22 protein-coding genes and 1 pseudogene are annotated in these 24,942 nt (G+C 67.2%); 9 read left to right on the top strand and 14 right to left on the bottom strand.

The genetic code is table 11. The features are described 5' to 3' along the window. Window positions 1–6 precede the first annotated feature (6 nt). Window positions 7–237 carry a benzoate/H(+) symporter BenE family transporter gene (locus ASE02_RS14430; RefSeq protein WP_235536705.1) on the top strand — a complete coding sequence of 77 codons (231 nt, stop codon included), beginning with the start codon at window positions 7–9 and terminating at the stop codon, window positions 235–237. A 179-nt stretch (window positions 238–416) separates the two neighbouring features. On the opposite strand, the pseudogene ASE02_RS14425 reads toward ASE02_RS14430, so the two are convergent. The 10 genes and pseudogenes from ASE02_RS14425 to ASE02_RS14375 all read right to left on the bottom strand — a co-directional run. Beyond that, a pseudogene (locus ASE02_RS14425) lies at window positions 417–743 on the bottom strand (nucleotidyl transferase AbiEii/AbiGii toxin family protein); the annotation flags it as partial. A 127-nt stretch (window positions 744–870) separates the two neighbouring features. Further along, the gene (locus ASE02_RS14420) at window positions 871–1,596 is read right to left on the bottom strand and encodes a type IV toxin-antitoxin system AbiEi family antitoxin domain-containing protein (protein ID WP_200957687.1); all 726 of its coding nucleotides are present in this window, start codon (window positions 1,594–1,596) and stop codon (window positions 871–873) included. Between the two features lie 276 nt (window positions 1,597–1,872). Further along, window positions 1,873–2,913 (bottom strand): exonuclease domain-containing protein, encoded by a 1,041-nt coding sequence (locus ASE02_RS14415; protein WP_235536704.1) that lies wholly within the window; start codon window positions 2,911–2,913, stop codon window positions 1,873–1,875. Window positions 2,914–3,254: 341 nt separating this feature from the next. Next, complete coding sequence (locus ASE02_RS14410) at window positions 3,255–3,989, bottom strand: hypothetical protein (RefSeq protein ID WP_056735234.1); 735 nt, start codon at window positions 3,987–3,989, stop codon at window positions 3,255–3,257. A gap of 242 nt (window positions 3,990–4,231) precedes the next feature. Next, entirely contained in the window at window positions 4,232–6,481 is a 2,250-nt protein-coding gene (locus tag ASE02_RS14405) for a TonB-dependent receptor (protein ID WP_082602095.1), read from the bottom strand. Window positions 6,482–6,995: 514 nt separating this feature from the next. Next, window positions 6,996–7,517, bottom strand: a complete 522-nt coding sequence (locus tag ASE02_RS14400) for a carboxymuconolactone decarboxylase family protein (protein WP_156406069.1) — start codon at window positions 7,515–7,517, stop codon at window positions 6,996–6,998. A 20-nt stretch (window positions 7,518–7,537) separates the two neighbouring features. Then, window positions 7,538–7,972 carry a nuclear transport factor 2 family protein gene (locus tag ASE02_RS14395; protein WP_056735231.1) on the bottom strand — a complete coding sequence of 145 codons (435 nt, stop codon included), beginning with the start codon at window positions 7,970–7,972 and terminating at the stop codon, window positions 7,538–7,540. Between the two features lie 68 nt (window positions 7,973–8,040). Further along, window positions 8,041–9,024: an aldo/keto reductase gene (locus ASE02_RS14390; protein ID WP_056735230.1), complete on the bottom strand. Its 984-nt coding sequence runs from the start codon at window positions 9,022–9,024 to the stop codon at window positions 8,041–8,043. A 206-nt stretch (window positions 9,025–9,230) separates the two neighbouring features. Further along, the gene (locus ASE02_RS14380; RefSeq protein WP_056735228.1) at window positions 9,231–10,148 is read right to left on the bottom strand and encodes an alpha/beta hydrolase; all 918 of its coding nucleotides are present in this window, start codon (window positions 10,146–10,148) and stop codon (window positions 9,231–9,233) included. A 41-nt stretch (window positions 10,149–10,189) separates the two neighbouring features. After that, on the bottom strand, window positions 10,190–11,212 hold the full coding sequence (locus tag ASE02_RS14375) for an SDR family oxidoreductase (RefSeq protein ID WP_056735227.1): 1,023 nt from the start codon (window positions 11,210–11,212) through the stop codon (window positions 10,190–10,192). Between the two features lie 91 nt (window positions 11,213–11,303). Here ASE02_RS14375 and ASE02_RS14370 point away from each other — a divergent pair, with 91 nt between their 5' ends. Then, window positions 11,304–11,945 (top strand): TetR/AcrR family transcriptional regulator, encoded by a 642-nt coding sequence (locus ASE02_RS14370; protein WP_056735226.1) that lies wholly within the window; start codon window positions 11,304–11,306, stop codon window positions 11,943–11,945. Window positions 11,946–12,124: 179 nt separating this feature from the next. On the opposite strand, the gene ASE02_RS14365 is transcribed toward ASE02_RS14370, so the two are convergent. The 3 genes from ASE02_RS14365 to ASE02_RS14355 all read right to left on the bottom strand — a co-directional run bounded on the left by ASE02_RS14365 (window position 12,125) and on the right by ASE02_RS14355 (window position 16,386). Continuing rightward, on the bottom strand, window positions 12,125–13,351 hold the full coding sequence (locus tag ASE02_RS14365) for a serine hydrolase (RefSeq protein ID WP_200957684.1): 1,227 nt from the start codon (window positions 13,349–13,351) through the stop codon (window positions 12,125–12,127). 22 nt (window positions 13,352–13,373) lie between these two features. Further along, complete coding sequence (locus tag ASE02_RS14360; protein WP_056735224.1) at window positions 13,374–15,803, bottom strand: TonB-dependent receptor; 2,430 nt, start codon at window positions 15,801–15,803, stop codon at window positions 13,374–13,376. Between the two features lie 148 nt (window positions 15,804–15,951). Continuing rightward, window positions 15,952–16,386: a lipocalin-like domain-containing protein gene (locus ASE02_RS14355; protein ID WP_082602093.1), complete on the bottom strand. Its 435-nt coding sequence runs from the start codon at window positions 16,384–16,386 to the stop codon at window positions 15,952–15,954. A gap of 69 nt (window positions 16,387–16,455) precedes the next feature. Here ASE02_RS14355 and ASE02_RS14350 point away from each other — a divergent pair, with 69 nt between their 5' ends. The 7 genes from ASE02_RS14350 (at window position 16,456) to ASE02_RS14320 (ending at window position 22,705) form a co-directional block, all read left to right on the top strand. Further along, window positions 16,456–17,250, top strand: a complete 795-nt coding sequence (locus tag ASE02_RS14350; protein ID WP_082602092.1) for an SDR family NAD(P)-dependent oxidoreductase — start codon at window positions 16,456–16,458, stop codon at window positions 17,248–17,250. A 62-nt stretch (window positions 17,251–17,312) separates the two neighbouring features. Then, a complete protein-coding gene (locus tag ASE02_RS14345) occupies window positions 17,313–18,101 on the top strand; it encodes an SDR family NAD(P)-dependent oxidoreductase (RefSeq protein ID WP_056735221.1) in 789 nt (262 codons plus the stop codon). A gap of 77 nt (window positions 18,102–18,178) precedes the next feature. Further along, a complete protein-coding gene (locus ASE02_RS14340; protein WP_056735220.1) occupies window positions 18,179–19,045 on the top strand; it encodes a fumarylacetoacetate hydrolase family protein in 867 nt (288 codons plus the stop codon). Beyond that, window positions 19,042–20,082 (top strand): zinc-binding dehydrogenase, encoded by a 1,041-nt coding sequence (locus ASE02_RS14335; protein WP_056735219.1) that lies wholly within the window; start codon window positions 19,042–19,044, stop codon window positions 20,080–20,082. Before ASE02_RS14340 ends, ASE02_RS14335 begins: the two co-directional genes overlap by 4 nt. 11 nt (window positions 20,083–20,093) lie before the next feature. Then, the gene (locus ASE02_RS14330; protein ID WP_056735218.1) at window positions 20,094–20,576 is read left to right on the top strand and encodes a VOC family protein; all 483 of its coding nucleotides are present in this window, start codon (window positions 20,094–20,096) and stop codon (window positions 20,574–20,576) included. Between the two features lie 30 nt (window positions 20,577–20,606). Continuing rightward, on the top strand, window positions 20,607–22,022 hold the full coding sequence (locus ASE02_RS14325) for an MFS transporter (RefSeq protein WP_056735217.1): 1,416 nt from the start codon (window positions 20,607–20,609) through the stop codon (window positions 22,020–22,022). Between the two features lie 74 nt (window positions 22,023–22,096). After that, window positions 22,097–22,705: a TetR/AcrR family transcriptional regulator gene (locus ASE02_RS14320; RefSeq protein ID WP_056735216.1), complete on the top strand. Its 609-nt coding sequence runs from the start codon at window positions 22,097–22,099 to the stop codon at window positions 22,703–22,705. Here ASE02_RS14320 and ASE02_RS14315 read toward each other — a convergent pair. Beyond that, on the bottom strand, window positions 22,702–24,879 hold the full coding sequence (locus ASE02_RS14315; protein ID WP_162257176.1) for a beta-N-acetylhexosaminidase: 2,178 nt from the start codon (window positions 24,877–24,879) through the stop codon (window positions 22,702–22,704). The genes ASE02_RS14320 and ASE02_RS14315 overlap by 4 nt on opposite strands. Window positions 24,880–24,942 lie beyond the last annotated feature (63 nt).

The following is a 24,942-nucleotide window of genomic DNA, read 5'->3' as shown; positions in this document are numbered from 1 at the left end:
GCCAGATTGCGGCCGGTCTTGAAGGCCGTGGGATCGGCGATCGTCGCTGGCCCGATCCTCGTCACCGCGCTCGTAACGACATCCTACGCTGAGGCGGTGTGCGCCCATCTGGTCTCGGCCGCCGCCTTTGTCGCCCTCGGACTGTCCGGCTGTTTCGAGAGGCTCATCGAGCTAGTCCCGTACGGTGTGTCGCGTCAGGCCGCGGCGCGAGCGCCGATCCGCTGCTGGTCGACCTAGGAGCTCACGTTGACGCCTTCGCCGCGGAGCGGGCTTCGCCATGGCCTCAGGCGGACGGACGTTGGCATTGAGGCTAAGCGTAGCGTCACTACGCTGGAAGCCATGTCGGATGTCCGCCTGGTGGCGTCGAACACGCCGCTCCCTGAGCATCGCCGCAATCGAGCGCGCCTCGGAGGAGATCAGCTGAATGTCCGCGCGGCCGTAATCATCGGCCAAGCAAAGGCGGCGATGTCCGCAACCACAACGGCAAGGTCGGCTGGCGCATCGCCGATGTCGGCGGCAAAGGCGCTCCACTGCCGCCGCTTGGCGGGGTCAGATCCGAAAGCTTCGCTAAGGGCGTCGGGCAGAGCCGCGGGAAGCAGGGTGCGCCGGCGCTCGAAGGTCGCCCGCAGAGCCTCCGTCAGGCGCGCCTGATCGGCGGCTCGCCTGCTCAAACTCCAGACATCGTAAAAGTCCTTCATGCGCGTGTTGGCGCGGCCAAGCACAACCATCGCCTGGAGCTTCTCGGCGACTACGGTCTAGAGCAGACGCTCCAACACATACCGGGTCAGCACCAGGTCGAAAGGTTGGCCAGTGGCCCGCGACAAGTTCAGGAGACGCTGGCGGACCGAGGCGGCGACATTGGATGGCCCTCTAGCCATCGAGCGACAGCGCCTCGAGGTAAGGAGCCATGACCCGCCAGACACCCGCGGCCTGTGCTTGAGCCGCCAGCTCCGCCGGCGTCGCCATGCGCCGGCGCACCGCCTCGCGCAGCGCCTGCAGAGCGACTTCACGCGAGACCCGGCGGCGCGGCTCGAAGACGTCGGCCAGACTACGGGCGACGCTGAACACTTGGATGGCCACGCCCTCGACCTCATGGACTTCGACGTCGTTCACAAGCCGGTCGTCGGCATAGCGGACCACCTGAAGGGGCGTCCCTTCGCCGCGCGACGCCCAGGACTTTCGGCCAATGGCTACCTGGACGCGCCTGGGCATCTGGTCGGTCAGGCCGTGAAAGGCCAGCGCGGAGACCAGGCAGATGACGCCCTTGGGGACACGCTTGGCGACCTCGGCAAGGCTGTGATGCTGGTCAAGCGCGACATCTGGCAGCTGATAGATGCCGCGGCTGAGGCGCGCTATGGCCCCTTTGCGCTCAAGCCGCGAGACTGTTGCAGCGGTGATGCCTTCTGCGCGCAGCTCGGCAAGACGGGCCATTCCGTAAATGCGCAGGTACGCAAGCAGACGGTCCGCTTGCGTATATGATACATTTCCTTGGTCAATTCCGGCATTCATCCGAGGATTTGTATCACCGAACCGGTTTATTGGCCAGGGTCGTGCGAGCGACGGCCACCACTCGTACTCGTTGGTCGCCTTGGACATCGGCCCTCGCAGCCTCAAGCAAACCCGCCGACATCGATCTCGTCGAGATAGCGCCAGACCAGTCTGGCTTGCCCGCTCTTCACCAAAGCCTCGGCGGTCCGGCCATCCAGCGCTCGAATTGGCCGGGTGCGATACGAGGCCATCGCTTCGGGACGCCCCCCCTGCCCAGGCGTCAACACGGCCGAGAATTTCCAGCATCTCAGTCGCCAATGGACATATCCCTTAGCCGCGCCAGGGTTCAGCCCGATCGCGCTTGGGCTGAACCCACGCTGTCTATCAAATGGTCTTGAAGCTCCCCGCGCCCGCCGAAACAAGCGCGCGAAGTTCATCCCCGCTCAGAATTCGCAGCGACTTCCCCGCGGCGATGAGGGCCTCAGCCTTTTGATAGTTCGCGCTGCGGCGGATTCCGAAGGTGAATGGGCGGGCGGCGGCGACGACAAAGAGCGTGGTGGTCTCGCCAAGGCCCGACATGATCCGGCCACCGGCATCAGCCACGACCGCCGGCAGCTCTGGGTCGCTGTGACGGCTCATGAACGCCACGCGCTCTCCAGCCAGGGGACCGTTTTCCGCCGGCGTCGGCCAAGGCGACCTTGCAGATTTGGCTCCCTGCCTGCGCCAAGGCCCGGCCATCCAGCCATCGAGGTCGATGCCGGTGTGGTCCATCGCCTTCAGAATCGTCCAGCCCGCCACCCGCGCGTCGCTAAGCGCGTCGTGGTGACGGTGCTCCAGGCCAAGGTGCGCCGCCACGACATTGAGCTTGTGGCTTGGCAGGTCTGGCCAAGCGTGACGGGCGACCCGCACACTGTCGAGCCACCTGGCGTCGATCACTGGAAGGCCCGCATTGGCGCAAGCCGCGCCGAGCGCCGCCCTATCGAAGTTCGAATGGGCGACAGCGACGCGGCCCCCGAGGTGGGCCGAGATCATGCCGTGCAGCCGGGCATAGTTCGGTTTGCCGCGGACATGCTTCGCTCCGATGCCATGTAGCCGCGTATTGAAGGCGTCGAACCGATCCTCCGGATCGATCAGGCTCTCATAGGTCAGGACTTCCCGACCTCCCGCGAAGCCGACAATGCCAATCTGGCAGATGCTGGAACTACGCGAGCAGGCCGTCTCGACATCCACGACGACGAAATCGAGGTCGAGATCCTTGATGGCTGGGTCCGGCGTCAGGGGAAGCGTCAGATCAGCGGCTAGGCGAAGGCCAAGCCCAGCAGACAGTTGATCCAGCAACTTCAACCTACACCCCTTCGCCCAAGCCCGTAGACGTTGACGACCGTCCACGCAGGGATCGTTGGTTAGCCGTTCATTGGCGCCCAACCAAGAGCGCCGCGCCGAAAGGCCGCTATTGGGTCGGGAGAAAATGGGTGCAAATCAGCCCCAAATACCCCGGACTATCGCGCACAAGGCCAAGCCCGACGCGCTCGCTCGCAAGGGTTTGCCCGAGTCACCTGGGGGAGAGGCTGTCGCGTAGCTCTCGGCGCCTTCCGAGTCGGCGCACCTACGCTAGAATGCGACAGGCTATCCAGCACCGCGCCAGAGGGGCCTCTCTTGACCCCCAGCTGAAGTCGCGTGGTGGGTGGGCGACGGCTACACTTCTGCGACCCTCTGCTCGGCGACCCGAGCGCGTGGCCCAAAGGTTCCGCTGGGCGCCCCGACCGTCAGGCGACGCCGAAGGAGGCCTTTGCCTGGGCTTCGTAGTGCGCGGCCAAGCCCCTCAGAGCCGTGGCCCCGTCGCCCGAAAATGATGATCCGTGCATCAGGGCGAGCGTCTTCGGGGCGAGATCGGCGAGCGCGCGGATCACCGGCCCGGTGTTCGGGCCGAGGCACATGGAGTGGAACATGTCTTCGGTGGCGATGGCGGGCGCGAGGATGTCGGTTTCTACCAGGGCGGGACCGGACCCGACCTGGGTGAAAAGGTCGCCGCAAAAGAGCGTCCCGGTCGTTTCCTCGAATATCAGGCCGGCTTCCCATCCGTGCGGCACGTGCGGCGTGTCGCGCCAGGCGACGCGCTTGCCGCCAAGATCGAGCACCTCCCCATCGGCGAGCGCGCGCGGCGCCCGATCCGCCAGGTCGTTCAAGGAAACCATGCAGGCCGTCTGGCCGTGCGCCACCTGAGCGTTCGGCGCTGCGGCAAGCCATTGGTTCATGCTGCCGCACTCATCGGATTCCACGTGGCCGAAGCTGATCCAGCGCAGGCGTTCAAGCGGGACGACCGCCGCAACGGCCTCCGACACCAGGGGGAACAGTCCCCGGCCCCCGCAGTGAAAGAGCATCGGCTCGTCGGCCAGGATCAGGAACTGATTGAACATGAACCCGCCGGGCCCCGCCACGTCGGGAACCAAGGTCGAGAACCTGTAGACGCCGTCCGCGATTTCGTTGGTCTGAGTCTGCAAGAGAACCTCCTGGAGATGCCGTGCGTCCGGCGCCGACGGGCGCCCACGGGCTACTGGGATGCTCCCCTCCTCTCGTTGTCAAAGGGCGTTGTGACCCGTAGCGGCGGAGAGACGTGCCGGGGGGCCGATCAGCCTGCCTGCGCTCCAGGGCCTGTTGGGCAAGCAGCGGCCCTCCCGCCGCGTTCAGCGCAGTTGATCATCTCCATTCGCTTCCCATCGGCCGGCGCCCAGGCGAGATGCGCCTACCTGAGCGTCCAACTGACAGTCGCGCCCACCATCCGAGGCGCGCCCAGGTAGCCGACGCTCTGCGGACCCGTGGTCCCGAATGGACTGGACGTTCCGGGATAGCTCAGTCGCGCGGTGCGATAGTGCTCATCGAGCAGGTTGCTGGCGAATACGGTCACTCGATATGCGCCTCGCGACAGCGAAGCGCGCAGATCGACGGTCGTGTAGGCAGGTTCACGGTTGCCTGACGACACGCGGTCTTCACCCGGTTCGAAGAAGAACGACGACGTGTAGGCTGCGCTCGCACGAACCTGAAGCGTCAGATCCTCGCCAAGATCGCGGTCATACTGGACGCTGGCGTTGAGTGTGTTCTCAGGGGACCGCACCATTCGGGTCTCCGAGAAATCGACGCCTGGTGCAAAGACATAGTTGTCGTATCTGGCGTTCAGATAGGCGTAGCCGACATTGATCAGCCACCCCTCCCCCGGCCGCGCCGTGACTTCAAGTTCGCCTCCCTTGATCGTGCTCGCCGCAGCATTCGAGATGACGTTGGACGCACCGCCACCCGGCGTTCCCACCAGCCGCTGCACCTGAAGATTGCGGTAGTCGTTGTAGAACAGCGCCCCGTTGACGACGAGCGCGCCGCCAAGCCAGCGGGTCTTCGCCCCGAGCTCGTAGTAGTCGACCGTCTCAGGATTGAAGATACCTGCGGCGAGAGCGGGGTCTGTCACCGCCCATTGGAAGCCCCCGCTCTTGTAGCCGCGGCTTACCGTAGCGAAGACCATCACGTCGCGAGCCGGCTTCCAGTCCACCGTCAGCCGTGGATCCGTCGAGGTCCAGGTTCGATCCAGCGGAATGGAGAACGGCTGCGACAACACCGGAAGGCCGATGTGGTCGGTCGAGCCGACATAGACGCCCTCCTTATGATCCCGGGAGTACCTCAGGCCCGCCGTCACGCTGACAGCGTCGGTGACATGCACGGTGGCCTGGCCATAGATCGCCTGGCCATCGACGACCCGGTCAAGGGTCGCGTCGTTGGTGACCGACGTCAGGCCCGTGACGCCGCTGAAGCGGCCGACCAGCACCGGCAGGCTGTCGGCCCCCCAGACAAAGCGATCCGTTCGAACCGCGTCATCGCGGTAGAGATAAACGCCGGCGAGCCAGTCCAGGCGGCCTCCCAGCGACCAGCGACCAGCGCGGTCAGATACGATCCGGAATTCCTGGGACAGTTCTCGTGAGCGTTCAAAGGTCGCCTGCTCCAGCACCGCCAACGGCGTGGAGTCCACATCAGCGTCCTCCACGAGACGCGAGCGCCGGAACGCCGTGATCGACGTCAGAACTGCATCATCACCCGCCCATTCGGCGCGCAAGGAGGCCTGGTCGACATTGCGGTGTGTCGGGGAGTCAAGATTGTAGGCTTCAGAGAACCGGTCGGGCGTCAGCGTCGGAAGCGCGACCAGGGGGCTACGCAGGAAGACGTCTGGGCCTTCGGACTCGCCCTGTTGACCCGGAGACCTGTCCCGCAGCAGGTCGACCGTCAGTACGGCGCTCAATCTGTCTGTGGGCGTGAAACGTAGTTTGCCGCGAACACCGAACTGATCGAGGCCGAGCGCCGTATTTCCCGTGGCGGTGTTCACGACATAGCCGTTCCGCTTCACGTAGAAAGCTGAAATCCGCCCATCGAGCCGTTCGGGGATCAACGCGCCGTTCAGATAGCCCTTGACGTTGTAGGCCTCGAAATTTCCGCCGCCGATCTCAAGATTGGCGGCCGTTTCGTCGCTCGGATCGGGAGTCGTCACCGCGATCGCGCCGCCGATCGTGTTGCGGCCGTACAGGGTTCCCTGCGGCCCCTTCAGAACCTCGATCCGCTCGATATCGGCGATGTTCGACACCGAACCCGAAGAGCGCCCGACATAGATGTCGTCGAGGAAAACCCCGACCGACGGATCCGAGCCGATATCGATCTGCCGCGTGCCGATGCCTCGCATGTAGATCTGAGGCTTGCTTGGCGCGAAGGCGCCAACGTTGAGACCTGGCGTCAGACGCGCCAACTGGTCCACCTGGCTCAATCCCGCCGCCTGGATCGTCTTCTGATCGAACGCCTGCATTGTCACCGGGACGTCCTGCAGCCGCTCGCTGCGGCGCTCGGCCGTCACGACGATCTCCTCGACCTGAGCCGGCAATGCGTTCTGCGCATGAGCGGGCGTGGCCAGCAGAGCAGTCGTGAGCGCTAGAACGCTAGCGCCGCTAAAGGCATGTGCAGTCATCTATTTCCCCCAGGAGACTATTGGATCGCGTCGTCAGGCGACGGCGTTCAGGTGACGGCGGGGTTCAAATCCCACCTGCTATTTGATATTCAAATAGCATATGAAATCTGCAGTTCAATCGCTTTTTATGTGAAGCGCGCGAGCGCTCTCGCGCGGTCAGAAATCGCGTGCGCGTCTCGTCGAGCCAGTCAGGCTGGTCTGCGGGCGATGGGTTCTTTGACTGCGCCAGGTCTTCAGGACTGCGCCGCGGCCCATGGTCGTGGGCGGGGCATGTTCCTCGCCCCGACACCTGGAGCTTTCGCCCATCTTGCGAGGGGCAAATCCGTTAGTCAGCGGATGTCGTATTCCAGCAGCACTCGCTGACTGAAGTTTCTGACCGGCGTGGCGACACTGGTGTAGGTCGAGCGCGATTTGAGACGCGGCGATGAGGCGGGTCAGACCACCTCGGGTCCTCAGGAAACGAGAGTTCGCGACGAGGACGTTCTCCTCCTCGCCTGGTGCAGTAAGACCTCCGTCACGGCTCACCCACCGCGTTCAGTACGTAGGCGGATATCGTGTAGTGGCCGACCAGGACCACAAGTTCGAGGATCAACGGAACGTCGAAGTGGTGGCGAAGCTGGTCCCAGATTTCGTCATCAACGGCGCCCCGGCGATGCAGAGCGTCCGCCAAGGCGACGACCACCGCCCACCGGGCATCGGGCCAGACCGCGGCCGGCGAGGTTTTCCAGCTTGCGATCATGGCTTCGGGAACACCTGCGGCTATCGCCGCGCGCCAGTGGCCGCGCCACTCCTGGTCGCAGCCTGTATTATGAGCGACCCGGAGGATCGCCAGCTCGCGCAGATCGGCCGGAAGCGCTTCGCTGGTCAGCAGCTCCGACCTGAGCGCGAGCCATCTGCGATAGAGGATCGAAGGGTTCGCGACGAGCTGCTGGCCCAACGACGGCGGCGCGCAATGGTGGTCGGTGACGCCGGGGAAGACCGTAGCCAAGGGCCCGCGCGCCGCGTCAGCTGGAACCGGCGAGATGCGAGATTCCATGAGGGCGACTTGCCCTCCGGTCACGATGGGCCGCCGCCTTGAAGCTGTTCGACCAGGGCCAGTCGATCATAGATGACATGCTGATATACGACCCGCCCATCGACGATCCGGTAGCGCGCCACATAGGGAGCCGAAATCTGCACGCCGGTGGGCGGCAGCACCGGCCCGCCTGGCAGGGCCAGCGGACCCGTGTGCATCGCTGACATGATCGCGAAGTCGACGATCTCGTCGCCATCGACGAACCGCCGGGTGGTTTCAACATTGTTGCTCGTAAAGGCGTCGAGCCACACGTGTTCGGCCTGGATACGAGCAACTTTCCCGAGGAGCTCGACCCCGGGCGCCTGATACTTGACGTCGTCGGCCCAATACCGGGCGATGCCGTCCAGATCCGACACACGGAACGCGGCGTGCATGGCGTCGACCACCTGGGCGGCGGTCGGAATGGTCTTGGTCATAATCATCTCCAGAAATGGGGAATGCGGCGGTCGACCCGCTACGGCGCAGGCGATCCAGCGTGGACGTGTCAGGCTTTCGGGATCGGAATGGAGGCCGGGTAGCGATCGCCGACGATCGCGTCGGCAGGCGCCGCGCGTTCGATGGCGGCCAGGTCGTCGGCGCTTAGCGACAGGTCGACCGCGCCGACATTCTCGGCGAGCCGGTGGAGCTGGCGGGTGCCGGGGATCGGAACCACGTGCGGCCCCCGCGCCAGCACCCAGGCGAGTGCCAGCTGGGCGACGGTGCAACCCTTTGCAGACGCGAGCTCCGCCAACCGGTCCACGACGGAGAGGTTCTGTTCGAGCGCGCCGGGCTGGAAGCGCGGAAGGATCGTGCGGAAGTCCGCGCCCTTGAAGTCCTCGGCGGACCTGTAGGCGGCTGTCAGCAGGCCGCGACCGAGAGGAGAAAAGGGGACAAAGAGCGCGCCGAGCGCGGCGCAGGCGTCGATCATCGCCTCCACGTCCGGGCCGCGGGTCGATAGCGAGTACTCGCTCTGGACCGCGGCGATCGCGTGCACCGCATTGGCGCGGCGTAGCTCCTCAAGGGTGACCTCGGACAGACCGAGATGCCGAACCTTGCCCTCCTCCACCAGGCGTGACAGCTCGCCGATGCTGTCTTCGACCGGCGTCACCTCGTCCAACCGGTGCAGATAGAAGAGGTCGATCGACTCGACGCCGAGCCGTCGGAGCGAGGCCTCGCAGGCGCTGCGGATGTAAGCAGGGCTCGTGTCGCGCCGCTGGTCGGCCGGCGTCGCCCCGCGCACGATGCCGCACTTGGTTGCGATGACCACCCGGTCGCGGTTGGCGACCACAAAGCCGCCGATCAGACGTTCATTCTCGCCGCGGCCATACATGTCGGCGGTGTCAAAGAACGTGACGCCAAGCTCCAGGGCCTGCTCAAGCACGCGCTGGGCGGCGCGTGGGTCGCTCTCGCCATAGAATTCGGACATGCCCATGCAGCCGAGGCCGAGCCGGGACACGGTGAGGGAGGTCTGGGTCGTGCTACTCTGCATTGTGGTCTCCAGAATTTGAGGTCAGGCCGAGACGGACAGGAGGGGCTTGCCGGCGCCGGCCTCGAGGCCGCGATCTGTTTGGGCGGCCTGCTCGAAAGGGATCGTGCGGGCGACGAGGGAAGGCGCCGGCCGGCGGCGGCGAGCGCTCTCCGGCGACAGCGCCTGTGAGTCCCGATGGGATTCGACGACGGCCGGCCGCATCGCAGTCAGCCAGCCGCAAGGTGTTCGACGAACCAGTCGGCGGCCGCTGCGCCGGCGAGCTCGGCCCCCTCCCCCTCGTAGACCGCGTAGTGCCCGCCCGAGATCTCCAGAAGCCGCTTGGGTTCAAGAGCGCGCTCGTACGCGTCGCGGATCAGGCCGGGCGGCGTCCATTGGTCCTCGGTTGCGAGGATCATCAACAGCGGCCGTGGCGAGACGCGTTCGATCGACTTCGCCGGGGCGTGTTCCAGGATCGCCTCGAACGAGCTCACAGCCACCTCATTGACCCAGGAAGGCGCCACGGTGGCCTGCGCCTGGATCAACCAATCATAAGTCTCCCGATCCACCTGCATGGCTGGGCCCTCGCCGGGCGGCAGGGCGTTGGCGATATAGACCTCGCCGCACTCCCCATCGCGCCGAAGGCGTTCGTCCACCGCCAGCTTCTGGAACGCGGCGAACTGTTCAGGCGACATGACCTGGCGGGCGTTGGCGTAGAGGTCCATCGCGCCCACCTGGCTGACCACCGCCTTGACGCGCGGATCGTAGGCGCCGACGTGCAGGACATGGCCGCCGCTGAAGCTCGTTCCCCAGATGCCAAGGCGCTCTGCGTCGATCTCCTCTCGGAGCGAGAGCCAGGTCAACGCGCTTCGATAGTCTTCCATCTGGTCGCGCGGAGCGATTTTGTGGCGCGGCGCCCCATCACTGGCGCCGAAGCCGCGATAGTCGAACAGCAGCGCCGCCACGCCCGCCTCTGCGAAGCGCCGCGCGAATTGCTCCAGATACATCTCCTTCACCGCTCCCATGCCGTGCGCCATGGCCACGGCCGGCAGAGGTACGTTGGCGGCCCGTTCGGCCGGCAGGAAGAACCAGCCTGCACACGATGCATGTCCGCTTGAAAAGGTGATGTTTCGGCGTTCGACGGTCATGGGGGTGCGCTCCAACTTGGATGTGGATGATGTCGCCGTTTTCAGGCGATGCGGCCGCGCGCGCGGAACCAGGCGATCTCGTCGCGCAGGGTTTCGGCGACCGGACGGAAAGTTACGCCGAGCTCCCGCTCGGACTTTGCGTGGTCGAAGCGGGAACGCTCGGCCTCGCGCAGCATCAGCCGCACGGTCGCCAGGCTTAGGAGGGTAGGCTTGCCGGTCAGGCGCGCCATCGCCTCGCTCACGGTCGCGATGACGAGCAGAAGCAGGGGCGGAATTTTTCCCTTGGGCGCAGCGACACCGGTGACCTGCTCATAGACTTTGAGCAGATCGGCCATCGTCATGTGCCGGCCGGCCGCGAGATAGCGCTCCCCCCGCCGGCCGCGCTCGGCCGAAGCGACCAGGGCCCGGGCGACGTCGCGCGCATCCACGACGGAGAACGTGGCGGGGACGATCCCGGGTAGCTTTCGGTTGATGAAGTCGAGGGTCACTTGTCCCGCCGAGGTGGGGCCAGCGTCCCCCGGGCCGTGCATCCAGCCCGGCAGCACCAGGGTGATGTCCAGGTCGGAGTGCGCCTTCATCGCCTCGAAGGCGACCTCGTCCGCCAGGATCTTGCTCCTGTAGTAGTCGTCAGCCCTATCGACCCTGCGGACCATCGTCTCGTTGATGACGGCTCCCCTTGGTCCGTCCAATACGGCGATCGAGCTGGTCATCACGGCGCGCCGCACGCCTGCGTCATAGGCGGCGGACAGGAGGTTGCGCGCCCCATCCACATTGGTGGCCCGCAGTTTGTCCCAGTGATCCCCGCCCGTGTAGCTGTCGCGGAAATGGGCCGCCGTGTGGAAGAGCACGTCCACTCCGGCAAGCGCTGCAGCGAAGCCGGGAACCGCGAGCATGTCGCCCTCCACGATCTCGACGCCGGCCAGGCCGCCGAACTGCAGCGCGGCCTTGGCGGGTGATCGCGCCAGCGCCCTTACCCGCACACCGCGAGCGGCGAGTTCGCGGACCAGATTGCCGCCAAGCAAACCTGTCGCGCCCGTCACGAACGCCGTTTCAAGGCCCCTCACCGCTTCACTCTCATAACAAATGCTTTCTGGATTTCGATCGCTCCCCCATCTATGGGCTTGCGATCTGGATTGCAAATGCTATTTCAGATGAATGGCCACGGCGCGTAAGAGACTCACCCGAGACGAAAGTCAGGCGCAGACGCGCGAGCGCATCCTGCTGGCGGCGAGGGCTGTCGTCGCGCGCAACGGATTCGCCGGGGCGTCCGTGCGGGATATCGCCGAAGAGGCCGGCTACTCGCAGGGCGCGCTCTACTCCAATTTCTCAGGCAAAGAGCCGATCATGCTGGAGCTCCTTCGCCAGCACATGCGCGAAGAGGCTGAGCAGCTTCAGGCCATCGTGAAGGGCTCGGATGGCGCAGCATCTCTGGACCGGCTGGGGACATGGGCCGGGACGCTCAACTCCGAGGTCGACTGGTCCATGCTCGCCCTCGAGCTTCAGCTGCTCGCTCATCGCTCGCCGACCTTCGCGGCCGACTACGACGAGGTGCATGAAGCTCACGCCAAGAACCTCGGGCAAATCGTGGCGGAGTTCTACAGGTCGCTTGGCCGCGAGCCCCAGCTGGATCCCCGTGAACTTGCAGCGGGCTGCATGGCTTTGGCGCACGGCCTGGCCTTGCAGCGCCGTAAGGACAGCGAGGCCCCTGCGGGCCGACTGATCATGACCTTCCTCGGCGCGCTCCTCGCCGACGCAAAGCCGTCAGAGAGCCCGGGGTCTGAAGACAGGGAAACCTGACAACGCGTAGCGACGGATCACGTCGCCGGCCTAGCGCCGGACCCCAAGGTGATCGACTCCGTGTTGGCGAACGTCGTGTCCGATAACCTTCGATAATCGGCCGCGGGTCAGCAACGCGACATTTGCTGCGGGGGACGATCCTGAAGTTCGACCGCACAGAATTCACGGACCGATCGCGCCTAGATCGCCGCGTAAACGAGCGATTTCAGCCAGTCCTGCAGCCGGTATGCGCTCGTCGGAAGCACTTGCGTCAGGAAGATCACCGAAAGCTCCGCCGCCGGATCGACCCACCAGATCGTGTTGGCCGCGCCGCTCCAGTAGAAATCCCCGTCAGCGGCCAAGCCCGCGCGCACGGCGTCCGTGGTCAGCCCGAAGCCCAGTCCAAAACCCATGCCGCCGGGGATCAGTCTGGGATCGCTGATCAGCGCCAAGTCAGTCAGGTCGCGCCCCTCCGGCAGATGATTTCGCGTCATCAACCGGACCGTTCGCGGGCTCAGCAGACGAACCCCATCCAGTTCTCCGCCCCGTCGCAGCACCTCGGCGAAGCGGTGATAGTCCGCCATGGTCGAGACCAGCCCGCCGCCGCCCGACAGAAAACGAGGCGGCGTCAGGCGGGCGCTCTCGAGGGGATCGTCAGCCAACGACAACGGATCTTGCGGCGTGACCATGTAGCAGGCCGCCAGCCGCGCCGCCGCGTCCTGGCGCACGCTGAATCCGGTGTCGGTCATGCCGAGCGGCGCGAAGATTTCCTCATCCAAGAACCGGTCCAGCGGCCGACCGGAGAGCTCTTCGATCAGGGCTCCGACGATGTCGGTCGAGTAGGAATACATCCAGCGCGAGCCCGGCTGGTAGCGTAGCGGCAGCTCTCCGACTTTCGCGGCGAACGCGCCCAGCCCCTCGGTCTCGCCGAGGACGTCGACCTGCGCGGCCGCATAGGCCAGGCCCACGGGATCGGCCGTCCTGGCGCCGCCGACGCTGGCCAGCCGCGCGCCGTAGGTGACGCCGCCCGTATGGGTCAGCAGATGGCGGAAGGTCACCGGCCGCGCCGCCGGCTCGGTGACCATCGAAGTCCCCTCGCCCGAGACCCACACCCGCTGGTCGCGCCAGGTCGGCAGGACCTCGCCGACCGGCTGGTCGAGCTGGAAGAGGCCGCGCTCCCACAGCATCATCAGCGCCACGGAGACCACGGGCTTGGTCATCGAGAAGATGCGGACGATGGCGTCGCTCGCCCAGGGCTTGCCACGGGCGACGTCCATCATGCCAAAGCACTGATCCAGCACGACCTCGCCGCGATGGGCGATGCGCAATTGGCCGCCCGGCAGCAGGCCGGGGCCCAGATAGCGCGCCTGAAGCTCCTCGCCGATCCGCGCCAAGCGGGCCGGCGAAGGCCCTGACGTCGTTTGCATGCTCATCGCCCGCACCTGTCGATCAGTAGCTGGCGCGCAGGGTCACGCCGAAGGTGCGCGGCGCGCCCAGGAAGGCGTCGACGCTGCCGGCCTGGAACGGCGCGTCATAGGCGGTCTGGACGTACTGGGTGTCGGTCAGGTTGGCGGCCCAGAGCTCGACCGCCCAGCGCGCGTCCTCGCTGGCCAGGCTGAGCCTGGCGTTCACGACAGCGTGGGCGGCCTGTCGCTTCAGCGGGCTGAGGTCGCTGCCGGCGTTGTACTCGGAATTGTACTTCACGCTGGCGTTGGCGCGGACCAGCAGGCCCTCGGCGACTGGATGCTCGTAGGTGACCGAGGCCGAGCCCGAATAGAGCGGGGCCAGGTTCAGGCGCTGGCCCGGCAGCCGGGCGGTCGACGGGGTCAGGGCGAGCAGCGAAGCGGTCGACTTGGGATAGCGGGTGTCGGCGATGGTCAGGCCGCCCTGCACGGTCAGCTGCTTGCTCGGCCGGTACAGCATGTCGACATCCACACCCTTGGACGTCACCTCGGGCACCGGGAAGACGTTGAAGAAGAAGCCGTTGAAGGCGTTGAGCTGGTAGTCGGTGAACTTCTGATAGAAGGCCGTGGCGTTCAGATAGAGCCGCCGGTCGAGCAGGGTCGACTTGGCGCCGACCTCGTAGGAATCGACGAACTCGCCCGGGAAGCTGGTGTCCAGCACCGGCTTCAGCGACAGCGCCGCGTTCGGCTGCGAGGGCGCGACATAGGGATAGGCGACCCGGTCCAGATTGAACCCGCCGGACTTGTAACCCCGCGAATAGGACGCGTAGCCGAGCAGCTCAGGGCTGAAGCGATAGGACAGCTTCGCCGTCCCGCTCAGCGCCTCTTCCGAGCGTTTCTGACGGCTGACCACGCCGATGAAGTTGCTGTTGAAGAACGGGTTGCAAAGCGCCCCGATGATCGCCGCCGAGCCCGTGCCCTGGCCCGCATTGCAGAGCCGGCCGCCGTCGGTGGCGTTGAAGGACGAGACCGCGCTCTTGCGGTCGGTGGTGTAGCGAAGGCCGACCGTCAGCTCGAGGGCGTCGGTGAAGCGCACGCTGTTGTTGGTGAACAGCGCGAAGGTGTCGTCCTTCTGGGCGTAGACGTCCCGCGACCCGGTCCCGGCCGTGGCCAGCGAGAGGATCGGCGCCAAGAAGTTCGGGTTGGTCCCGCCGGAAAACAGCAGGGCCAGGAACTGCGGGAAGTCCGCGCCATAGAGTTGGGCGACGCGGGAATCCAGCTTCTCGTGGGCGTAGAAGGCGCCCACCGTATAGTCGACGATGCCGGCGCTGCCGCCGATCCGCAGCTCCTGGCTGAACTGCCGGAAGCGGTTCTGGGTGTCGCCGTTGTCGCCCCGATAGATGATGTCGGCGTTCGTGTAGTCGGAGTCCGACCCGGTGATCCAACGCCAATCGCGATAGGCGGTGATCGAGGTCAGCTGGGCGCCGCCCAGGGCGTCCAGGTCCTGGTTCATCTCCAGGGAGACGCCGCCGTCGCGGATCTTCTGGGTGGTGTCGCGGTTGGCGAAGGCCAGGCGACGATAGGGATCGGGCGGCGACAGCACCCCGCCGCCGGCGCCGGCCAGCGCCTGGACGATCGGCGCCGTGGCCCCGTTCACCCGCTGCACCCCGACGCAGCAGCTTTCGTCCCGACGCGTAAAGTCGCCGATCAGCCGCGCGTCGAAGCCGTTCCCCGGCTCGAACACCAACTGCCCGCGTAGGGAGTAGAAGTTGCGGTTGGAGTCGTCGTCCTGGGTGCGCGGTCCCTTTCCAGGCGCCACGTCGTAGAACCCGTCGCGCTTGCGGCTGACCACCACCAGGCTGCCGGCCACCTTGTCGGCGATGATCGGTCCCTCGATGCTGAGCGAGCCGCCGACCTCGCCATAGTTGCCGATGGTGAGCTCGGCCTTGGCGCCGGGATCGAACGACGGCCGGGCGGTGACGACATTGATGACGCCGGCCGAGGTGTTCTTGCCGAACAGCGTGCCCTGCGGCCCCTTCAGCACCTCGATCCGCTCCATATCGCCAAGGTCGCTGAGCGCCACGCCCACGCGCGGCCGATAGACGCCGTCGATCACGGTGCCGACTGAGGACTCCAGGCCGATATTGCCGCCGGCGGTGCCGACGCCGCGGATCAGCGCGGTCGACTGCGTTTCATTGGCGGTCGAAACGACCATCAGGCCGGGCGTCAGCACCGTCAGGTCCTTGATGTCGCGAACCCCGGTGTCCTGCAGCAGCTGCGCGCTGGCGACCGTCACCACGATCGGCACGTCCTGCAGGTTCTGCTCGCGCTTCTGGGCGGTGACGACGATCTCCTCGATCGCGCCATCCGTCCCTTGGGCCAGGGCGGCGCTGGTCGTGGTCAGGCTGGCGCCGGCCAGCAGGAGCACGCCAAGCCTGCGTGAACGACGGCGCGACGAATGGATGGTTGTCGACATTTGGATCCTCCCCTGGGCGATGCGACGCCCGCACGGCGCTTGACTGCGCCACCCGCGATATGCGTTAGATACGGTACAACATGTACCGTAAGTCAAGCGAGTATTGCGGGAGGCCCTGATGGACGGACGACAATCACCACACCGCCGGTCAGGCGGTTCGCCGCCGCCAGCGCAGTTCGGTGACGAGGCCGCCCCGGGGCGGCGGACGCAGGATCAGCTGGTCGCCGGAGAACGCGTATTCGCGGGGCATGACGGTCCCGACCCAGTCGGGAATGAGGGCGCTTTCGACAAAGTGCGAGACCACCCGACGATCGGCATCCACCGAGTAGCGGCCGCAATAGCCGATGTAGCCGGCCGCCGCGGCGACGATCAGGTCAGGCGCGATGACGTCGACGCCGGGCCGCCGCCCACCCCCGAACGGCGTGCGCTCCGCCCGCATCAGGTGCGCCGACATCTGGCCGGCGGCTGTGTAGATCCCAACACCGAACGGATGCTCGCCAAGGGGATGCGTCACCGAGCCGTCAGGCGCTCGGCCCTCATAGGACAACAATTCCCAAGTTCCCACGAATTTATCAATGCTCATCAGTCGATCTCCAATTCTCGACAATGATCAGCATATCGCCAATTATACTTCAATAGAGATTGTTGAATCATGAGCGAATCACCAGATTACGCACAATCAATACTTCATGGCGACTGGAAACTCGACGGCAAGGTAGCCTTCGTCACCGGCGCGGGGGGCGCCATAGGCCAGGCGATCTGCGTGGCCCTGGCCGAGGCCGGAGCGAGCGTCCACTGCGCCGACCTGCGCGCTGAGGCCGCGACCGAAACGGCCGCCCTGGTCGGCGGAATTCCGGTCGCCCTGAACGTGTCGGACAAGGACGCCGTCTTCGCCGCCGTCGCCCGCGCAGCCGCCTCGGACGGCCTCCACATCATGTGCAACATCGCCGGCATCGCCGGGCGTTCGCAGAAGGTGGTCGACCTCGAGGAACAGGGCTTCGACGAGATGTTCGCCGTCCATTTCAAGGGCGTGCTCTACGGCTGCCAGGCCGCGATGAAGGTCATGCGCCCGGCCGGCCAGGGCGCGATCATCAACATGTCGTCCGAGGCCATCGACATCGCCCCGGCCACCATCGCCAGCTACGCGGTCGCCAAGGCGTCGATCTCGATGCTGACCAAGATCCTCGCCTCCGAGGTCGCCGACTGCGGGGTCCGCGCCAACGCCGTGGCGCCCAGCTTCATCCCCAGCGAACTCTCGCTCACCCGCTATCGCGACGCGCAGGCGCGCGAGCGATACCTGGACTGGTGGCGGGCGAAGTCGCCGCTCGGCGAGCTCTGCGCGGTCGAGGATGTCGCCGCCCAGGTGCTCTACCTCGCCTCCGACGCCTCCAGCTTCATCACCGGCCAGACGCTCCGCGCCAATGGCGGAATGTCGATGCCGTGGTGACGTCGCCCCAGACGCATCTCGCCGCTGCTCCTCAAGATCGCGCCGCGTTCAAAGGAATTCCCGTGACCTACTCATCTCGCCTCTCCCTGGTCGGCAAGGCCGCCTTCGTCACCGGCGCGGGCGCCGGCCTAGGCCGCGCCGTCGCCCAGTCGCTTGCTGCTGCGGGCGCGCGAGTGCTCTGCAGCGATCTCGACGCAGCGGCGGCCGCGCAGACGGCGGCCGCGATCAGCGCCAGCGGCGGCCATGCCGACTCCGCCTCGCTGAATGTCACCGACTGCGCCGCAGTCGTCGACGCCGTGCGTGCATTTGCAGGCGCCGCCGGACGCCTGGACATCCAGTGCAACATCGCCGGCGTGGCCAGCAGCGGCCACCGCATCGAGGAGATGGACGAGGCCGCGTTCGACGCGGTCTTCGCGGCGAACTTCAAGGGCACGCTCTACGGCTGCCAGGCGGCGCTGCCGATGATGCTGGCCGCCAAGCGCGGCTCAATCATCAACATGGCCTCGTCGGCCATCGACCTGTCGATCCCCACCAACGCCAGCTACTCGGTCTCCAAGGCCGCGGTCGTCATGCTGACCAAGGTGCTCGCCAACGAGGCGGGCCCTGACGGCGTGCGCGTGAACGCCGTGGCGCCCGGCTTCATCCCGACCACCCTGTCGATGGGGCCAGCCCCCGTGGAGCCCCACGCCCGCAGCGCCTTCGTCGACCGTTGGGCGGCGCGCGCGCCGCTGGGTCGGGTGGGGACGCCGGAGGATGTCGCCCATCAGTTCCTCTACCTCGCCTCCGACGCCGCGGCCTTCATCACCGGCCAGGTCCTGCGCGTGAACGGCGGCGCCACCATGCCCTGGTGAGGCGCTGGACAGCCCTTCTTACTTACGGTACATATTGTACCGTAAGTAAGAAGGATCGGTTCAGGGAGGACCAGGCCATGCGCATAGGCGCCATCAACGGACGGGCATATCTGCTCGCAGGCGAAGACCAGGGCGTCGATCTCGCCGAGGCTTCCGGCGGGGCCTTGCCCTCCGACCCCCAACAGGTCTTCGAGCGCTGGAACGAACTGACGGCCTGGATGGCTTCGGCGCCGTCCCTCGCCTTCGCTCCAATCGATCCGGCCAGGCTGGAGCTTCCCGTGCCGCGCCCGCGCCAGGTCTTCGCCATCGGCGCCAACTACCGCGCCCACGCCGCCGAAGCCGGCGTCGCGCCGCCCGAACAGCCCGTGGTCTTCACCAAGTTCCCCAGCTGCCTGACCGGCCCGAACGCCCCCGTGACGGTGGTGTCGGCCAAGGTCGACTGGGAGGCCGAACTGGTCGTGGTCATGGGCCGCGAAGCGCGCAATGTCAGCCGCGCCGACGCCTGGTCCTATGTCGCGGGCCTCACCGCCGGTCAGGACATCTCCGAACGCGCCATCCAGCGCCTGGGTCCGATGCCGCAGTTCAGCATGGCCAAGTCCCTGGCCGGCTTTGGTCCCATCGGCCCGACCATCGTCAGCATCGACGAGTTCCCTAATCCCGACGACCTGGCCCTGGGCTGCGCGGTGAACGGCGAGGTCATGCAGTCCTCGCGCACCAGCGACTTCATTTTCTCGGTCGGTGAGTTGGTCGAGTACATCTCGGGCCTCTGCACGCTCTACCCCGGCGACCTGATCTTCACCGGCACGCCCGAGGGCGTCGGCGCCACGCGCAAACCGCCCCGCTTCCTGGCGGCCGGCGACCTGCTGACCACCTGGATCGAAGGGATCGGCGAGCTGCGTAACCCCATGATCGCCCCCGCCGGCCAAGACGGAGTGGGCGCATGAAAGCGATCATGATTTCGGACGCCCGCAAGATGGTGGTGACGGAGGTTCCCGAACCGGAAGTCGGCCCGGGCGCCGTCAAGGTGCGGGTCGCACGCTGCGGCATCTGCGGCACCGACCTGGCGGCGCGCAGCAGCAGTCTGCCCCGCTGGCATGTCGGCTGCGTGCTGGGCCACGAGGTGGTTGGTGAAATCGACGAGGTCGGTGCAGCCGTCCAGAACTGGTCGCCCGGCGACCGGGTCGCGCTCTCGATGGGCTCGCCCTGCGGCGCCTGCCAGACCTGCCGCGCCGGCCGCGGCTTCCTCTGCATCCATCACCTCGACCGGGCCTTGGGCCACGGCGTGGTCCAGGGCGGCTACGCCAGCCACATCGTGGTCTCGCCCGAATTGCTGCACCACATCCCCGACCACCTGTCCTTCGACCAGGCCGCCATCGCCGAGCCGTTGGCCATCGCCATTCATGGGGTCAACCGCTCCAATGTGAGGCCCGGCGATCCAGTGGCGATCCTGGGGGCCGGACCGATCGGCTCCCTGACCGCCGCCGCCCTGCGCGCGCGCGGCGTGGACGACATCGTGCTGGTCGACCCCAACGCCGCCCGCCGCGCGCTGATGGCCCCCGCCGGCTTCGTCGCCGTCGATCTGGCCGGCTGCGAGGAGAGTGTGCCCGCCGCCCTCGGCGGCCGCAGCCCCGAGTTCATCTTCGAATGCACCAGCCACCTCAGCGCGCCCGGCAAGGCCGTCGAGCTGGCCGCCTACGGCGCGCGCATCGTGCTGCAGGGCGTGCCCAAAGCGCCGGTCCAGGTCTCGCAGTACCTGGTCGTGCAGAAGGAGTTGGAGCTGGTCGGCTCGGCCAGCTGCAACCACCGCGACATGGAGGAGGCGATCAGCCACCTCGCCGCCGGCCGCGTCCGCGCCGAGGACTTCGTCACCGCCGTCGTCCCGTTGGAACGGGCGAACGAGATGTTCGACGCCCTGCTCGATCCGGCCGGCTCGCACCTGAAGGTGCTGCTCGCGCCGAACCTCCCTGCTCCCGTCAACTGAGGACAACCGACATGGCGATCGCCGAACTGGGCCATATGGGCTTCCAGGTGAACGACCTCGACAAGATGGTCGATTTCTACACGCGGGTCCTTGGACTGAAAGTGACCGACGAGGCGCCGCAACTGGGCGCGGTGTTCCTGTCCTCACGGCCCGATGTCGAGCACCACGAACTGGTGCTGGCCAAGGGCCGGACGGCCCCGCTCGACACCAAGCTGATCAACCAGGTCTCCTGGCGCGTCGACAGCCTGGAGGCGCTTCAGACCCTCTATCAAGCCCTGCTCGCCGCGCAGGCGCCGATCCACATGGTCATCACCCACGGCAATGCGATCGGCGTCTATTTCGCCGACCCCGAGGGCAACAAGTCCGAGATCTACTGGCGCACGGGTCTCGACGTGCCCCAGCCGTTCGGCAAGCCGATCGACCTGACCGCGTCCGCCGCCGAGGTGCTGGAGGAAAACCAACGCCTGATCGCGGCCGGCGGTCCGGCTTTCTAGCCGGCGCAAGATCAACACCGGGAGGCGCGCATGAGCGGTTCGGCGATATCGACGACCACCCCCGCCAAGGGCGCCGAGCGATCGGCGCGCCTTCCCGCCTCGGGCCTGGCCTGGGCGGTCTATGAGGGCGCCCGTACGCCCTATGTGATCCTGATCAAGGTCTACATATTCATCCCCTACCTCGCGACCGTGCTGGTCGGGGATCCGGTGCGCGGCCAGACCCTGGTGGCGCAGCTGGTCATGGCCTACGGGCTGCTCTCGGCCTTCACCAGCCCGCTGCTGGGGGCCGCCCTGGACAGGATCGGGCCGCGCAAGCCGGCCCTGGCCGTGGTCACGGCGCTGCTGGTCGCGCTGATCGCCTCGCTATGGTGGGCCAAGCCCGATGGAAGCGGCCTGCCGCTGAGCGCGACCTGCGCGGTGGTGTTCGCCGCCGGCCTGCTGTTCGCCTACACCGAGGTGCTGCACAACTCGATGCTGCCTTACGCGGCGCCCGCGGCCCAGACCTCGGCGGCGTCGGGCCTTGGCCTGGCGTTGGGCAGCGCCCTCTCGGTCGTGCTCCTGGCCGCCGTCCTCTGGGGCTTCGCCCTACCCGCCAAGATGGCGCTTCCAGGCTTCCCCGCCGAGCCGCTGCTTGGCCTGTCGGCGGCGGCGCATGAGACCGACCGCATCACCGCGCCCATCGTGGCCGTGGTCTTCGCGCTCGGCGCGCTGCCGCTGTTTCTCGTGGGGAAAGACGCGCCTCGCGGGCTGGGCGGCGGCGGCGTCCGCGACGCCTTCGCCGGGGTCTGGCGGATGCTCAAGGCGCTTACGACCAACAGGCCGATGGCGATCTTCCTGGGCTCGCGCATGCTCTACACCGACGGCATGACGGCGATCTTGCTGTTCACCGGCGTCTACGCGGCCGGCGTCATGGGCTGGAGCGCCTTGGAGCTGCTGTCGCTCGGCGTGATCGTCAGCGTCTTCCTCTCATTCGGCGGCCTGCTGGGCGCCCGTCTCGACCGCGCGTTCGGCCCCAAGCGCGCCATCCAGATCGAACTGGCCATCGTCATCGTCGGCCAGATCCTGCTGCTTGGCCTGGCGCCAGGCCGCCTGCTCTACGCGCCCTGGTCGCCCGAGCCGGTCTGGAACGGCCCGGTATTCCGCTCAGCTCCTGAGATCGCCTTTGTCGCCATCGCCTGCCTGAACGCACTCGGCATCTGCGGGTCCTACGCCTCCAGCCGCTCGATGCTCACGAAGCTGAGCACACCTGAGGATATCGGCGGCTGGTTCGGACTCTACGCGCTCTCGGGCACGGCGACGGTCTGGCTGGGCTCGGCCCTGGTCGGCGCCGCCACCGCCGCCTTCGGGGCGCAGCAGGCCGGCTTTGTCGTGTTGCTCGGCCTGCTGATTGCAGGGTCCGTGGGCATGGCCTTCCTGCCGTTCAACTCCGGGCGAGACGTCCGGTAACGCCCCTTGCGGCTGGCCGTCGCCGCGAACTCAAGGCATATGTGGCCTGCGAACGTAGTGCAGGAAATGACCTGATGGCTCCGGCCAAGATCCAGCAGAGCCCCCTCGCCGAGCCGCCCGCCAAGGCGCCGGCGGTGATGGGCCGGCCACGCTCGCCGGAAACCAACGCCCGGATGCTGCGCGCGACCCTGGAGGTCCTGGCCGAGCGCGGCTTCTCGGGCCTGACCGTCAACGAGATCTGCACGCGGGCGGGCGTCTCGCGCACCACCTTCTATCGTCGCTGGCCTGACCCGTCCGACGCGGTCGCCGAGGCGATCACCAACGCCTTCCATGACGTGACCGTGCGCGGGGCCGACCATCCGGCCGACTATCTGGTGCAGTACACCCTGGCCATCGAGGAAGTGTACGCCGACCCGCTCATCGCCCCGTCGATCGGGTTCGCGGTCGGGGAGATGCGCGCCAATCCGCGGGTCGCCGACACCGTCCAGAGCCAGGTGCGGGTGCGCCGCGCCGAAGTCCGCCGCTACCTCGAGGCCATGCCCCCAACGCCCGGCGTCACCTTCGGCCTGGGCGTCGACATCGTGCTCGAGATCGTCAGCGGCATGGTCTGGAGCGCCGTCGTCAGCCACGCGCGGCTCGACCACAAGATGCTGCGCGCCGTCATCGACCGCCTGATCGCCTAGCGCCCTTCGGCGGCGGCGACCAACACGCCGATCGGCCGGGCGATAGCGATCAGCAGATCGGCCGGCGGCTGGTTCGGCGAGGCGACCGTCTGCATGAAGGTCGAGGAGGCCCGCTCCGCCGCCGCCTGTTTCTCCAGCATTACAGCCGCCCGTGCGCGCCATTCCGCCTTCGGACGACGACCAGCCTCGATGAAACCGACCGCCTCCAGCCCGAGCTCGGCCAGGGCCGCGATGTCCGCCGAAACCGGCGCGGCGGCCTGGAGCATCGGCCGGCCCTCGGCCACCTTCAGGAACCGCACATGATTGTCGCGCCACATCCGTAGCTCGGCCTTCAGGGCCGGGGCGCCGGCGCGCTCGCCGCCGATCAAGGCTCGGACATCGAGGCCGAAGCGGCGCGCGACCAGGCTGTCTGGCGAGGCGATATCGGCCAGTTGGTTGAAGTCCTGGCGGCCACCCGGCCGGCCATGAAAGATGGCTTGCACCGAGGCCTTGTGCGCGAAATTGCGGACCGGTGAGACCAGCGACACCAGAAGCGCCACCGGCTCGCTCTCGCCGGGCGACAGTCTGGCGATCATCCGGTCGCGGTTGGCTTCATCCTTCAGCCCCGCCATGCGCAGCCCGTCCTGCACCCGCAGCAATCTGCGGTACAGGTCGTCGGTGTCGCGGACCTCGGCCGGCGACCAAAGCCGCTCGGCGATCACCGCCGCGCGCGGCCAGAGCCGTCCATCCAGCATTTCGTCGGTGACCAGTTCGCTCCACAGCGCGGCCTCGCCGCCGAGCACCAGGGCCTGCTGGGCCGCCGTCAGCTGTAGCCCCGGAACCTTCAGCACGTCCTCGTGCAGCAGCGATTTCAGCACCGGATGCGCCCGCGCGCGGGCCGCCTCCTCGGCGTCCATGCCGTAGGCGGCCGCGTCCAGCGGATCGATCTGATAGTGGCTCTCGCCGGTCTCCAGCAGGTCCAGATAGTAGCCGGCCGAGACGATCACGCGGTTGCCCTGCCCCGTGCCGCGCGCGATCGCCGCCGACCCGCGCCAAGCCTGGACCAGCACGTCGTCGGCGATCGGCGCATGGGCGATCTCCTCCCAGCCGATCATGGTCTTGCCGCGCGCGGCAGCGATGTCGCGGACCTGGCGATGGAAATAGGCCTCCAGCTCGACCTTCGAGGTCAAGCCGTTGCGGCGCATGAAGTCCTGGACGCGCGGACTGGACGCCCAGTCTCCGCCGGCCACCTCGTCGCCGCCGACATGGAAATACCGGTCGGGAAAGAGCTCGGCCATCTCCGAGAACAGGCCGCCCAGGAAGGCGTAGGTTTCCGGCAAGGATGGATCGAGGGCCGAGTTCAGCGCGGCGAAGGCGCCGTCCGCCTCGCCCTTGCGGGAGGCCAGTTCGGGATAGGCGGCGAGCAGGGCGCGGGAGTGCCCCGGCACGTCGAACTCGGGCACGATCCGCACCCCGCGCTCGGCGGCGTAGACCACCAGCTCGCGAACCTGGGCCTGGGTGTAGTACTCGCCGCCGGAGGCCAGCGCCTGAAGCTTGGGATAGCGGCGGCTCTCGACCCGGAACCCCTCATTGTCGCTGAGATGCAGGTGCAGGACGTTCAACTTCACCTGCTCCATGGCGTCGATCTGGCGCTTCAGGGTCTCCAGCGTCATGAAGTGGCGGGCCACGTCGATCATCACTCCGCGCCAGGCGAAGCGGGGACGGTCGTCGACCTGCATTCGCGGGACCACGAAACCCTCCGGCCCGGACGTGATCGCCTGCCTTAGGGTGGCCAGACCGCGCAGCACGCCGATCGGCCCCTCGGCGGTGAGCGTCACCCCCTCCGCCTCGACGGTCAGGCGATAGGCCTCCTTGGCCTTGAGCGTCAGGGCGTCCGGATCGGGACCCGCGCATATGATCCTCAGCCTCGTCGGCTTGACGAGGCGCGCGTCGATCCCGGTTCGCAGCGCGACATAGGCGCCAAACCGTTGCGCGGCCCGCTCCAGAGCCGGGTCGCGATGGCCGCTCCACTCGACCTGGAACGCCGCCGCCGGGATCGCCGCGCCGGTCTGCTCCTGGATGCTGAGCGGCTGGGGCAGCACGGCGGGGGCCGCCGCCGCAGGCGGCCCCCAAACCAACAGCCCAAGGCCAAGGGCCAGCGCCGCGCAGGACGTGGTGGCGGGAAAGCGGCGCATGGCTGTCAGCTCCGACATGGCTCTACGGGGTATGAGGGTTCGCGCGACGCATCGTGCCTGGGA

The organism is Phenylobacterium sp. Root700 (assembly GCF_001429025.1).
In the GTDB taxonomy this organism is placed as follows: domain Bacteria; phylum Pseudomonadota; class Alphaproteobacteria; order Caulobacterales; family Caulobacteraceae; genus Phenylobacterium.
The sequence above is the reverse complement of the archived record's forward strand: the minus strand, read 5'-3'. Positions and strand labels throughout refer to the sequence as shown.

What these genes read in the sequence shown, in the direction of transcription:
- ASE02_RS14335 (WP_056735219.1), top strand. Translation starts at nt 19,042, where the DNA reads ATGAAAGCGATCATGATTTCGGACGCCCGCAAGATGGTGGTGACGGAG.
- ASE02_RS14390 (WP_056735230.1), bottom strand. Translation starts at nt 9,024, where the DNA reads ATGCAGAGTAGCACGACCCAGACCTCCCTCACCGTGTCCCGGCTCGGC.
- ASE02_RS14340 (WP_056735220.1), top strand. Translation starts at nt 18,179, where the DNA reads ATGCGCATAGGCGCCATCAACGGACGGGCATATCTGCTCGCAGGCGAA.
- ASE02_RS14320 (WP_056735216.1), top strand. Translation starts at nt 22,097, where the DNA reads ATGGCTCCGGCCAAGATCCAGCAGAGCCCCCTCGCCGAGCCGCCCGCC.
- ASE02_RS14330 (WP_056735218.1), top strand. Translation starts at nt 20,094, where the DNA reads ATGGCGATCGCCGAACTGGGCCATATGGGCTTCCAGGTGAACGACCTC.
- ASE02_RS14325 (WP_056735217.1), top strand. Translation starts at nt 20,607, where the DNA reads ATGAGCGGTTCGGCGATATCGACGACCACCCCCGCCAAGGGCGCCGAG.
- ASE02_RS14370 (WP_056735226.1), top strand. Translation starts at nt 11,304, where the DNA reads ATGGCCACGGCGCGTAAGAGACTCACCCGAGACGAAAGTCAGGCGCAG.
- ASE02_RS14400 (WP_156406069.1), bottom strand. Translation starts at nt 7,517, where the DNA reads ATGGAATCTCGCATCTCGCCGGTTCCAGCTGACGCGGCGCGCGGGCCC.
- ASE02_RS14420 (WP_200957687.1), bottom strand. Translation starts at nt 1,596, where the DNA reads ATGTCCAAGGCGACCAACGAGTACGAGTGGTGGCCGTCGCTCGCACGA.
- ASE02_RS14380 (WP_056735228.1), bottom strand. Translation starts at nt 10,148, where the DNA reads ATGACCGTCGAACGCCGAAACATCACCTTTTCAAGCGGACATGCATCG.
- ASE02_RS14350 (WP_082602092.1), top strand. Translation starts at nt 16,456, where the DNA reads ATGAGCGAATCACCAGATTACGCACAATCAATACTTCATGGCGACTGG.
- ASE02_RS14405 (WP_082602095.1), bottom strand. Translation starts at nt 6,481, where the DNA reads ATGACTGCACATGCCTTTAGCGGCGCTAGCGTTCTAGCGCTCACGACT.
- ASE02_RS14355 (WP_082602093.1), bottom strand. Translation starts at nt 16,386, where the DNA reads ATGAGCATTGATAAATTCGTGGGAACTTGGGAATTGTTGTCCTATGAG.
- ASE02_RS14365 (WP_200957684.1), bottom strand. Translation starts at nt 13,351, where the DNA reads ATGCAAACGACGTCAGGGCCTTCGCCGGCCCGCTTGGCGCGGATCGGC.
- ASE02_RS14315 (WP_162257176.1), bottom strand. Translation starts at nt 24,879, where the DNA reads ATGCGCCGCTTTCCCGCCACCACGTCCTGCGCGGCGCTGGCCCTTGGC.
- ASE02_RS14360 (WP_056735224.1), bottom strand. Translation starts at nt 15,803, where the DNA reads ATGTCGACAACCATCCATTCGTCGCGCCGTCGTTCACGCAGGCTTGGC.
- ASE02_RS14395 (WP_056735231.1), bottom strand. Translation starts at nt 7,972, where the DNA reads ATGACCAAGACCATTCCGACCGCCGCCCAGGTGGTCGACGCCATGCAC.